Raw genomic sequence first — 11626 nt, forward strand, 5'->3', positions numbered from 1 at the left:
GAACGTATCAAGAATGTGCGGGAGTGCGCGTGCCGAGTTTTCCTCCAATCGATTCGTGATGTGCGCGGGGGTGTCCGCAAATCCTTGCCCAGTTCATATCGTGCACCTATTCGAATGGCTAGCTTTTAGAGGTGTCTTTTCGGTCTCTGAACCTTGTCTACCGCAACACTTGGATTAAATGCCCACGTAAAGTGTTTTGGACGTCGAGGACTACTCTTCGACCGGATACGACCCATGATCCTGGTTAGTATCGAAAGCAACAGCGCTAGATCCGCGCTTTTCCCCACTAATTAGCAAGAGAAGCCAATCATGAACGGGCAGTACATCAACGTAAGCGCCGAGGACGGCGGCACATTCAACGCCTATCTGGCAATGCCGGCCCAGGGATCTGGCCCCGGGCTAGTGTTGCTGCAGGAAATCTTCGGTATAAACGACTACATGAAATCGATGGCCGATCGCTACGCCGAAGAAGGATACGTGGTTCTCGTACCCGATCTCTCCTGGCGTATGCTGCCCGGCGTGGTGCTCAGCTACAGCGAAGCGGATGTCTCAACGGCGCTTGCGTATCATGACCGTTTCGACGAGGCGCTTGCCGTCAAGGATATTGCCGCCACCATCGCCACGTTGCGAGCACTGCCGCAACACGCTGGCAAAATCGGAACCATCGGCTATTGCATGGGCGGAAAGCTCGCGATGCTCACCGCCGCTCGCACCGATGTCGACTGCGCGGTGTGCTACTACGGCGTAGGTATAGACGCCCACCTCGACGAAGTTGCCACCGCACGCTGCCCCATGGTGTTCCACTTCGCCGAAAACGATAGCTTCTCGCCGCCGATACTCTTTGAAAAGGTCCAGGCTGAGCTCGGCAAGCATCCACAGATCGAACAGTACGTGTACCCGGGCTGCGCTCACGCCTTCGCCACACCCGGGAGCGAAGGCTTCGACAAACCCGCCACGATGATGGCCTATTCGCGCACCATGGCCCTGCTGCGCAAGGTGCTTGGTCCGGTCTACGACTTGAACCAGCTATGGGACATGCACTGCTACTACGAGTTCGTCACGCGCGACGTCGATTCCGTGATGCCCACGATGGTCAGCGAGCCCTATGTGAACCATGTGCCGACGATGACCGGCGGTGTCGGCCACGATCAGCTCAAACGCTTCTACAAGTACCATTTTGTTGACTCGAACCCGGCCGACACGCGCCTGATCCCCGTGTCGCGAACGATCGGATCGGACCGCGTGGTCGATGAATTCGTGTTCTGCGCGACGCACGATCGCGAAATCGACTGGCTGCTCCCCGGACTTGCGCCGACCGGCAAATACTTCGAAGTGCCCATGCTTGCTGTCATCTGCTTTCGCGGCGACAAGCTCTATAACGAACATATCTACTGGGACCAGGCCTCGGTGCTGGTACAAATCGGCGTGCTCGATCCGACCGGGCTACCTGTCGCAGGCATTCAGACCGCCAAGAAAATGGTGGATGAAACCTTGCCCACCAATACGCTCATGCGCAATTGGGCAAGCAGCGAAGGCAAACCGCTTTGAATCGAAGGGGCACGCTCGGGGAAGTGCATCTGGCAAGCCCTGTCTTTCATTCTTGCCGGGCGTGAGGCGCCGGTTTCATTCCAGAGGCGCTGCATGGCACTGAGTTCTCAGGTCGACCATTCATTGCTATGGCGCGCCAGACTGGGGCAACAGGGAATGCCGCGACATCTCGGCAGTATTTGTGCCATTTCGTCGATACCGCAAGAGCACCCCTAAGCCGCTTATACATAGAACGTTTTCATCTCGTCGGGCACTCAACGGCCGGTATTACACCGTTAATGCTGACTGGTGAGGGAGGCCTCCGCGCGAATTTTCGCGAACATAGCGTGCTGGCGAGGAGCGTAGCAGGATGTGTCCAATGCCCTCCTACTGTCCTCGCTTTTGACGGTCCGTCCTCAGTATGGAAATTCGCGTAACCATAGATTCCCCAGTGCCGACGGTGTTTTTCGAAGCGCTAAACTCGAGAAAAATACCTCACTTCGGAGCCACGTCGATGCCCTCGCGCAGCCCGCGCAGCTGTTCGTTCGTCAGCTCGATCTCCACCTGCTGCCGACGGTGCCGGGCGTGGCAGAGCCGCTACGGCTCCGGTTCCGGCATGGCCGCGTAGCAGGGGATGACAGCAGCACCGGCGCTTCTTCGACAATCGCAACCCGCACGAACGGCTCCGGAGCGATGGCCAAGTCCTCCTTCACTCTGGCATTTTGATTGTTCGCGCGTCTGAGCTCATTTGCGCAATTGGTTAGCATTCCCCTCGGCATTCAACGCCAGGCCAGAAGGTGATGCGTCCCGTCGCAGGCAGGCATGGCCTGCCAAGGCTTCTCCGTCGGCAGCAGACGGCGCCAACCATCACGACTGACAAAGCTGCTGCCGTTGGATTTAACCAGCGAGAAGGTTTCGGTTGCGATGCTTGACGAATCACCCAGCGTTTTTATCGTTCATCCAATGGAGATGTGAGCCCCCATAGCGATATTGGCTGGCGACTAATACCGAGCTCGTTCAATCTCCACGACTGCAGATGCTTGGAAACTTTAAGACACCTAAATTTTTGTTTCTAAACAGGCGATTTGGAGCCGGCCGAGTCGGCGTGACCGCAGCGCTTAGCAGTGTCGCTGCTGCGATCGGGCTTATCCAGGTCAAGATTTACCTGCGTTCATATCCGCCATACCCCCGAACAAATCGCTAGCGCCGCTGAGATGTTGAGACATGTCGGAGCACCCCGCGGCATCCTCCCTCACGCCCTGAGATGGTCCGTCAAGGTTTTTCAGGGGGAAGTTGGTGTCCGGCACGTGGTTCGACACACACGGGCAGGCCAGCCGAACGATCTCCTTTGTTATCAAAGAGTCGTGCAGCCCACATCCCCGCGTGGTCTCGAGTATCGCCCGCCGCTCATTCATAAAACGGCGTATGTCGGACCAAACGTCATGCTGCCGCCTGGCGGGTTGCCCACCGCCGGCCAGCGTCATGGTCGTGAGAGGCGACCCGCCGTCCGGCCGTGGACAACCCGCGACATCAGGTCAAACGCAGGCAACGCACCCGATTCGGAATCGAGCTTCGTAACCTTCGACCGGAACGGGTTACCCCGGAAGCCCGAGGTTCCTGATGAGTGGCGAACCGCGCTTCCTCAAGGCGTTGAGGTAAGTGGTCTCGTCGTACGGAGTGCTGGTCTGCCAGCACCGGTACAGGATCCGGATCCACTTGAACGCCAATGCCCGCACGGCAGCCTGATGCGAACTGCCCTTCGCTCGTTGTTGCCGGTAGTAAGCGCCAGCCCAGAATGATCTGTTGATGGTCTGGGCTGCCCATTCGACGAACGTCTGGCGCAGGAACTTCGGGCATTGCCAGCGCCAGTGCACCCAGCTCTTCTTGCCGCTGCGTTCGGTCACGGGGGCAATGCCGGAATACTTCTGCAGTTCGTCCGCCCCGTGGAAGCGCTCGCGCTGCTCGCCGAAGGCCGCGAGCAGGCGCGGTGCCAACTGGGGACCGGCGCCCGGTAGGCCCTGGAACAAGGTGTAGTCGGGTAGCGTACCGGCTACCGTAGCGATTTCCCTGTCGAACCGGTTGATCGCAGTGAGCACGGTGCGCAGTTGCTCCCCCAGTGCCAGCACGTATAACCGGCAGGGCGCGACGATGCCCGGGTCTTCGGTGAGCGGGGTAGCGGCGCGGATTGATTCCAGACGCATCTCGATCAGCCTGGCGCGGCGGCAGTTGTGGGCATGGAAGAATGCCTCAAGGGTTGTCTTGCGGGCACGCCTGACGGTCGCCAGCGTTGGCCAGCAGGTCAGGAAATCACAGAACAGAATTGTGTCCCTGTCCTCGAACCACTCCGGAGCCTGCGCGTAATACTGCTTGAGCGTGTCACATAAGCGGTTGGTCAGCCGGGTATGGTCACCGACCAGGTCGCGGCGCTGCTCGACCAGGCTCAATAGCGAACGCATGACAACGCCCTGCGGCCTGAGCGGGGCAAACCGCTCGGGATGGCGCAGCAGGAGATCGAGCGCCAGTTCCGCGTCGGTCGGATCGTCCTTGGCGCGACTCGGCTTGAACGCCGCACGGCACTTGGCGGGTGTCGACGGGTTAATCGGAAACAACGCGAAGAAGTCGTACTTCTGCAGTGCAGCGACGATCGGCCCCCTCGCCAGTTCAAGGGCAACCGCGATCGGACCACCGAAGCGCCGCTGTAGCGACTTTGCCCATTTGTCAATGCGCGTGACCTGGTGAGGGATGCAGTCGAATTCGCGCCTGATGTCGCCGGCGGCCTGCAGGCAGATGTCGTGTTTGGTATCTGCCCAGTCAATGCCGACGTACGCCGTGAACTGCTGGTTCGATAGAGGTGTCATATGAACCTCCGCAAGTGATAGATTACCCGACAGGGGCATGCATGCTTGCGTTCAGCGAAGGCAATATAGTGAGCCGGTGTGACGGCGAACCCTGAGTATTCGTTATCGAGTGCAAGCGCACCCGCGGACCCGAAACTAAGGGAGTAATTGTCAAACGTTTTGGGGACGTTATTCGTAGTCCGCGGGTGCATGTCCCGCTTTCGCTGGCAGCTACCTGCCAGCTGTGACCAGTATCACGGAAAGCGGGACGGACTATCTATATTGGGGGCCGTACAACCCCTGCCCGCTGGCGTTTGGGGAGTTGACGTGCGACGGATCAGGGCAGGCGTCCGACGACCCTAGGCACCCGAAGACGAACGTCTTGCCGCAACGTCGAATATTTCAATATCGTCGTACCGCCGAACTTGTATTGTCGGCTACCAACGGACCCATAATCCATCAGGAAGCGGCGATCGTACGCGCATGGTGAAGCCGAGCTGGTGCACGGCTGCCGACTGCTTTGCACCAGCTTCCATACCTGAATTCTGGCAGCGCCACCTTCGCGAGACTTTTTCTTCGTGTTCCGGATTCACAGCATTGGTGGGGCGGATCCCCAACCGATGACAAGCTCTATTCGCTTCACAAGTTCGAGCAGACTTCTGTCGCGCCCGATATTCGCATCGATTTCGAGTCCAACGGGCAACTGGTTTGATAGCAGTCCCATTGGCAGGCTGACACCAGGAAGCCCGGCGCAGCTTCCGGGGTAAGTATTCCTGGAAAGAAAGACGTCGCTGACCATCTTTCCCGCAACTGGGAAATTCCACTGGCTTGCAATCGGCGGCGCGGTACACAGCGTAGTGGGAAAGATAAGCGCATCGGCGCGAGCAAATACAGTTTCGGCATAGCGTCGCTGCATTTCCGGGCGATCGTTAGTCAAAATGGCGTCATATGCCGCCTCAGAGAGATGACCTGGCGCGGCCGGAAGCACGAATTGGGACCAATGATCCTTGATCTGCGGGCCTAGACCTTCATAAAACTGTGCGAATGAGAATGGGACCTCGTAGTCTTTGATGAACTCAGAAATCGCCGGCATCGTTTCGTGAAAGAAAATGCCCCATGTTGCTCGCGCCGCGATTGCGGAAAAGTCGGAACCCAAATCTACTTCGATCAGGCTTGCGCCAGCGTCCTTCAGCTTTCTGAGCGTCTCCCAAAATAATGCCTCAACATCAGGGTCGGCTCCAGTCAGAAATTGTCTCGGCGCGTACGCCAGTCTGACTCCTTTCAAACCGACCAGGCCGGTTTGGACAGGCAATAAAATTCCGGTGACCACCGCATCCATCAGCGCACAGTCGTCGACGTCGCGTGCCAGTACGCCGGTTGTATCGAGTGTTTCGGAGATTGGTGCGACCCCATTGCTGGACCAACGCCCAGGAGTAGGCTTGAATCCCACTACGCCGCAAAGCGAAGCCGGAACACGGATCGAGCCCACGGTATCACCGCCTAGCGCCGCAGGGACAATTCTGGCCGCGACTGAAGCCGCAGCGCCACTGGATGAGCCGCCCGTTATATGTTTTGGATTGTAAGGGTTCTTTACCTGTCCGTGATGGGCATTGAAACCCGTCAGGCCGTAAGACATTTCGACGAGATTGTTTTTTCCAAAGACCAAAGCGCCGGCTTGCTTGATCGAAGTAACGACATCTGCGTCCTGCTTGGGCAGAAACCCGTCAGCCACTGCAGAGCCGAACGTAGTGGCAACGCCACGGGTCATATAGCTGTCCTTTACCGCGACAGGAACACCGAGAAGCGGAGATACTTTACCGGCCGCACGAGCCTTGTCTGCTGCGTGGGCCGCCTCAAGGACTGAATCAGCGTCAATGGTGATGAAGGAGTTGAGTCCGGAGCGGCTGCGAGCGCGAGCGAGCAGTTGCTGGGTATAGAACTCGGAAGTCATGTCGCCATTTTTGATTGCGAGCGCCGCGTCGGATAGGCTAAGGTCGTATGCATTGGCAGCACCGGCAAGAGATAATTTCGGGGTAAGGCCATATCCAGTCAGCGCGACAGCGGCGACGCCTTTGACAAACTCCCGTCGACCGATCGATTCAATCTGCAGAGGTGCGTGCGATGAACGAGCCGCCAATCCGTCATTTTTTTTAATCATTGCAGTCCTTAGTAGTTCGTAACATTTCAGTGTATGCCCAGTATCACCGTCTAACATCCGAAATCCCGAGCCCTTGCAACATCACATGCGGCACACGCTAAAACAGGTGCTGGATACCGATGGCGATGCCTAGTTGGTTGGAGCCCACCACGCCGGTCGGCGCGATATTCTGCAGCCCCAGCGCGGCCAACCGATCGTTCTTCACATAGCCGGCGAATGAGTAGACCGATGTCGTGCGTGACAACAAATAGCTTGCGCCGAGCTTGTAGAGGTTCGCATTGCGTTCACTGTTGACACGGTCGTCCTGCCGCATGTAGGTCACGGTGAGGGTCCAGAAAGCGGTGGGGGCGTACGCTAATTCGGCGGTATAAAAGTTGTCGCTCGTATTGCGCAGCGGATTCTTGAAGTTCGCGAAGTCGAGCATGAACTTGAACTGTTTCCAGCCGTAATTGGTGCCCACTGTGTAGGCCCGGGCCGTCGTCGAATCAGTCGCGCCTGTTGCGTCCCGGCCAGTGAAATATGCTGCGCCGGCTGTGAAGGTGCCGATTTGATACGTGCCGCCAAGCGAGATTACGCGCTTGGTCTGCATGTCCCCGGCGACACCGCCGAAGGAGTACATTGCTGACCCCTGAAATCCATTCAGGTCAGGCGTTAAATACTCAACCGAGTTATCAACCCACGAATATTGATAACCGTCATAGCCTGAGAGATTCTGGTAAAGAAGCGTGTTCAATGTTCCGAAATTCGAGTAGCCCTGAACATCCAAGCGAGCCAGCGTGCGCAGCAGCGGCGAGCGGTTCCTGCCGAGGAGCACGCTACCTGCAACATCGCTGCTCAGGCCGACTGTGGCGAAGCGATCAAATAGCACTGTTCCGGCGGATGCCGGCTGGCCGCTGTTGATCAGAGCGCCAGTACTGATCCGGAAGGCACTTTCAAGATCAAATGTCGCATGCAGTCCGTTACCAAGATCCTCGCGTCCGATGAAGCCCCAACGATTGGTAGAGTCGACGCCGGTTCCAAGCGCCCACGCTGATCCTCCCGGACCGACATGCGTCTTGTATAGAATGCCACTATCCAGGATTCCGTAAAGCGTTAATGAGCTTTGTGCGTCAGCTCCCGTTGCTGCGAATCCGGCCAATACAATTGCTGCGATGCATGTCTTTTTCATTGATGTCTCCATTAGGTGGCTGTTATTTTCTGTGGTTGAAGCGGATGAACTCGAACCTCTGCGCCAGCCCTTTAGTTATTTGGTATTAGGAATCCTACTTAATTCAAAGGTAGAAGCAGGTAAAAAATAGAGGGGGCAGTGGGGCATCAGGTTTCGTTGGAGATTTGCCGATGCCACTCCCGCGGACTCATCTGGAACACCAGGCGAGGCCGACTGAATGCCATGACCTTCGTGTCGCTTGTTGCCTGTCATATCTACAGCAGGCAAGCAAAACTAACTATTTTGTCGATGCGGAATGCGACGATATGAACGGTGATGGCCGTTTCGCCCGCCGGGCGAAGGGCCAGTGCCATTATTCTCGCCCGGCGCGGGTCTTGGCTGTGAGGGTCGCGAGGCCTCCGGCGAGCAGCATCACCGGGACAATCCAGTGAACCGTGTTTCGCGGGTCAAGCGCAAACCCGGTGCCGCCGACAAAGGGCAGACGGACAGGAGCACCTATGCTTTCGGTAAGCGAGCGAATCATCTCCACCCCGGCAATGAATCCGGCGCAGGCGATGAACCCACCGAAGAGGTTCGGCGCCGCTTGCCTGGCGACGTAAGCGGCGCCCCCGGTCTGATAAGCCGTTACCGCTCGGCGCCACAGGTTTGACAGCGAGCCGGTCAGCCCATGCCTCATCGTGATAATGACGGTAACGAAGAAGACCCCGAGATAAAGAGGCCATGCCTCGGTCAACGTGGACAGATGCGCCGACACCAGCGTGATAAGCACCGCACCCACGACCGGACCAAAGAATACTGTATGGCCACCTATATATGTGTGCAGCATGCCATACGTGCTTTGGGGAAGGCCAAGTGTGTCGAGTGTCACGACCTGGAAGGCCAGGGCATATAGCGCGCCGGCAATGCCCGCAAAGCCGGCCGATAGCGTTAGCGCCAGTCCTCTGATCACAGTCGGACTAAAGCCGACGAATTCCATCCGTTCCGCATTGTCGCGTGTCGCATTCATTAGGCGGCCAAGCGGCGTGCGCGTGAGAGAGAACATCGCGATGGCCGCGACCCATGTCCAGCCCGCGACAAGAAAATAGATGGCAAGTGGTGAGCCGAAGTCGATTCCCCACCCGGCTGCCTGTGAAGGATCGAGTCGGATGCCCTCGTCACCGCCCGACAATCCGGTCATGATAGTCGCGGCGGAGTAGGCCAATTGCCCCACGGCAAGCGAGATCATTGCAAAGATAACCTTGCCGCTGCGCACGGTGAAGAGGGCGACGACGGCGCCAATGGCCATCGCGCTGAGTCCGCCTACCAAAGGCACCAGAACGACCGGCACTACATCGCCGAAATAATTGAGGAAGTGCGCCGTCGTATAGGCGCCCGCACCGAAATATAGTGCGTGTCCGAACGACAGCAGTCCGGTTCCCCCTAGTAGCATGTTATATGCAAGAGCAAACGTAATGGCGATACAGATCTGCGTGAGGACGGAGACGCCGAGGCTCCCCGAAAAGACAAACGGCAGGATGATCGCCACGCCAAGTGCGGCGCCCCATCCCGCCATGCGCCGCGTCCGATTAGGACGCGGTGGCAGGTAAGCGTTCCAGCGCTCGACGCCCGCTGGAGGCACGCTTCGCTGAGTCGTTTGAGCGGCAACTGGACCCCGCTCGCCTTTTATCGTCGACATGTTGAAGTCCATTAGTGGCGGTTCCCCATCAGGCCGCGCGGCCGGACTGCCAACACGGCGATGACAATTGCAAACGGTACGAGCGGCGCAAAGCGGCTGACCGACTGAGTGAGAGCATCGCTTGTCGCAATACCTGTGAAGACGTGCTGAAACGGCAGCAGGAGGTCTGCCCACGATAGTTGCGTCGACACCGTCAGCGTCTGCAGCACGCCGATCAGAAGTGCTGCCACGAACGCGCCGGAGAGCGAGCCGAGGCCGCCCACGACGATCACGATCATCAGGATGCCGCCCAACTGATTCGCCATGCCGGGATCGGTGCCGATCACGTTGCCGGAGAGCGCGCCGGCGAGTCCGGCCAATGCCGAGCCAAGCGCGAAGACATTTGTGCGCAGGCGCGGCAGGTTGTGCCCCAGCGCGTTGACAATCTCCGGGTGAGAAAGCGAGGCGCGCACCGTCGTGCCAATCCGCGTACCTTTGAGCAGGCCGTATAGCAGGGCAAGTACTGCCAAGGTCATGACGAGCGTGAACGCCCGATACGCGGAATAGTCGATGCCGTACAGCGAGAAAAGCGGGAAATCGAGCATGGCAGGGATCGCGTAAGCCACGGGCTGCTTTCCCCAGAGCAGCGTAACGGACTCGACGATCACGATCTCGAGTCCAAAGGTCAGGAGCAAAGGACCCAGCAGGCCGAAATGGATCACGCGGCGCACGAGGAATCGCTCGACAAGCCCCCCGAGAAGAGCGCAGCAAAGCGGCGCTGCGATGAGACCGCCCCAGTACCCGAGCCCCAGCAATTGTGCGAATGTGTAGGCGAAATAGGCGCCGAGCATGTAGAACGCGGGGTGCGCGAAGTTGAGCATGCCCAGCATGCTGAAGACGAGCGTCAGGCCGGCTGCCATCAGAAAAAGTAGCATGCCGTAACTGACGCCGTTAAAAATACCTAGTGCGAGGGTTTGCATCGCTCTCCATCCCTTGGTTGGCTTGCATCTGCAATCAGGCGCCGGCGGGACGCTTCATTTGGCAGTCGGTGGGCTCGGTCATCTGTGCAGCGGGGAATGTTTTGAGCATCTTGAAGCCCCAGGGCGTGCCTTCTTGCTTGAATTTCGCGTTCGCGCTGACCACCGACAGGTTCATCGGCAGTTGCGCCTGGTGATCGGACGCACGCATGGTTGCCTTGTAGTCGCCAATCGAAACTGTGGTCTTTTCCATGGCTTTTGCAACCGCTAATGGTTGAGTCGACTTCGCATCGCGAATCGCGTCGGTCAGGAACAGATACCCGCGATAAATGCGTACGCTTTCAAAGTCGCCGTAGCCGTCAGCGCGCGACTGTTGCACCAGTGTGTCGAGCGCCGGATTGTCCATGCTCATGATTGAGTCAGACGCCTGAAACACCTTGTTGACGCCTTTCTCGCCGATTGCGGTGACTTGACCGTGCTGCGATGCGAGCACGGTGTACCAGCGAGCGTTGAGGCCGATATCGTTGCCGGCTCGAATCAGGCGGTTCAAATCGGTGCCGATGTTGGCGGTGAGTATTGCGTCCGGATTGTCCCGCTTGATCTTGGCGACGTACGGTGTGAAATCCTGCACGCGATTGGGCGGATGCAGCTCACTGCCGACGATCTGGATGTCTGGCCGATATTGCTTCAGAAGGCGGCGCGTCGCCGCATCCGCATTTTGGCCCATCGAGTAGTCCATGTTGATCAGGTAGACGCGCTTGACCGACGGATCGAGCGAGAGCACCGCAGCTTTCATCTTCATGCCAATATGACCATCGGTGCGGAATTGCCAAAAAGAACAGTACTTGCCGGTAATCTCTTCGTCGAGACCGGACCAATTAATCAGAACGATTTCCTTGCTGGGATTGCGCGCGTTGTATTTTTCGATTGCGTCGAGAAGCGTCAGCGTAACGTTGGTGCCGATCCCCTGCATGATGAAGTGCACGTCGTCACCTATGGCCCGGTCCAGACAATTCTTGCCGTCTTTCGGATTGAACTTGTCATCGCACATTTGAAGATCGATCTTCGAGCCTAGAACGCCTCCCGCGTCGTTGTCGCGCTTGACTGCGTATTGCAGGTTCTTGGCCGACGCTTCCATTGTCGAGGACTGTGGACCGGACAGCGGGTCGATGACCATCACCTTTATGGGAGCCCCCGCATGCGCGTGGACGGCCATGACGGCACACGCTGCGGTCAGCAGGCATGCGGGCACGGCATGTAACACGGCAGAACTCATCTTCTTCAACATCTCTGACTTCTCCTTAA

General features: G+C 58.0%; 7 protein-coding genes. 1 reads left to right on the forward strand and 6 read right to left on the reverse strand.

Annotated elements, in window-relative coordinates; translation table 11 throughout:
* Positions 1-309 precede the first annotated feature (309 nt).
* Positions 310-1548: a dienelactone hydrolase family protein gene (locus tag ACMX25_RS30585; protein WP_414953653.1), complete on the forward strand. Its 1239-nt coding sequence runs from the start codon at positions 310-312 to the stop codon at positions 1546-1548.
* Positions 1549-3122: 1574 nt separating this feature from the next.
* On the opposite strand, the gene ACMX25_RS30590 is transcribed toward ACMX25_RS30585, so the two are convergent.
* The 6 genes from ACMX25_RS30590 to ACMX25_RS30615 form a co-directional block, all read right to left on the reverse strand.
* Complete coding sequence (locus ACMX25_RS30590) at positions 3123-4385, reverse strand: IS110 family RNA-guided transposase (RefSeq protein WP_414953654.1); 1263 nt, start codon at positions 4383-4385, stop codon at positions 3123-3125.
* 568 nt (positions 4386-4953) lie between these two features.
* The gene (locus tag ACMX25_RS30595) at positions 4954-6522 is read right to left on the reverse strand and encodes an amidase family protein (RefSeq protein WP_414953655.1); all 1569 of its coding nucleotides are present in this window, start codon (positions 6520-6522) and stop codon (positions 4954-4956) included.
* Positions 6523-6619: 97 nt separating this feature from the next.
* Positions 6620-7690 (reverse strand): porin, encoded by a 1071-nt coding sequence (locus tag ACMX25_RS30600; protein ID WP_414953656.1) that lies wholly within the window; start codon positions 7688-7690, stop codon positions 6620-6622.
* Positions 7691-8042: 352 nt separating this feature from the next.
* Positions 8043-9365 carry a branched-chain amino acid ABC transporter permease gene (locus tag ACMX25_RS30605; protein ID WP_414953657.1) on the reverse strand — a complete coding sequence of 441 codons (1323 nt, stop codon included), beginning with the start codon at positions 9363-9365 and terminating at the stop codon, positions 8043-8045.
* An 11-nt stretch (positions 9366-9376) separates the two neighbouring features.
* Positions 9377-10324: a branched-chain amino acid ABC transporter permease gene (locus ACMX25_RS30610; RefSeq protein WP_414953658.1), complete on the reverse strand. Its 948-nt coding sequence runs from the start codon at positions 10322-10324 to the stop codon at positions 9377-9379.
* Positions 10325-10358: 34 nt separating this feature from the next.
* On the reverse strand, positions 10359-11609 hold the full coding sequence (locus tag ACMX25_RS30615) for a branched-chain amino acid ABC transporter substrate-binding protein (RefSeq protein ID WP_414953659.1): 1251 nt from the start codon (positions 11607-11609) through the stop codon (positions 10359-10361).
* Positions 11610-11626 lie beyond the last annotated feature (17 nt).

Source organism: Caballeronia eucalypticola, from assembly GCF_047608185.1.
Classification (GTDB): domain Bacteria; phylum Pseudomonadota; class Gammaproteobacteria; order Burkholderiales; family Burkholderiaceae; genus Caballeronia.

Coding starts and splice junctions, on each gene's coding strand:
- ACMX25_RS30615 (WP_414953659.1), bottom strand. CDS start 11,609: ATGTTGAAGAAGATGAGTTCTGCCGTGTTACATGCCGTGCCCGCATGC.
- ACMX25_RS30590 (WP_414953654.1), bottom strand. CDS start 4,385: ATGACACCTCTATCGAACCAGCAGTTCACGGCGTACGTCGGCATTGAC.
- ACMX25_RS30585 (WP_414953653.1), top strand. CDS start 310: ATGAACGGGCAGTACATCAACGTAAGCGCCGAGGACGGCGGCACATTC.
- ACMX25_RS30610 (WP_414953658.1), bottom strand. CDS start 10,324: ATGCAAACCCTCGCACTAGGTATTTTTAACGGCGTCAGTTACGGCATG.
- ACMX25_RS30595 (WP_414953655.1), bottom strand. CDS start 6,522: ATGATTAAAAAAAATGACGGATTGGCGGCTCGTTCATCGCACGCACCT.
- ACMX25_RS30605 (WP_414953657.1), bottom strand. CDS start 9,365: ATGTCGACGATAAAAGGCGAGCGGGGTCCAGTTGCCGCTCAAACGACT.
- ACMX25_RS30600 (WP_414953656.1), bottom strand. CDS start 7,690: ATGAAAAAGACATGCATCGCAGCAATTGTATTGGCCGGATTCGCAGCA.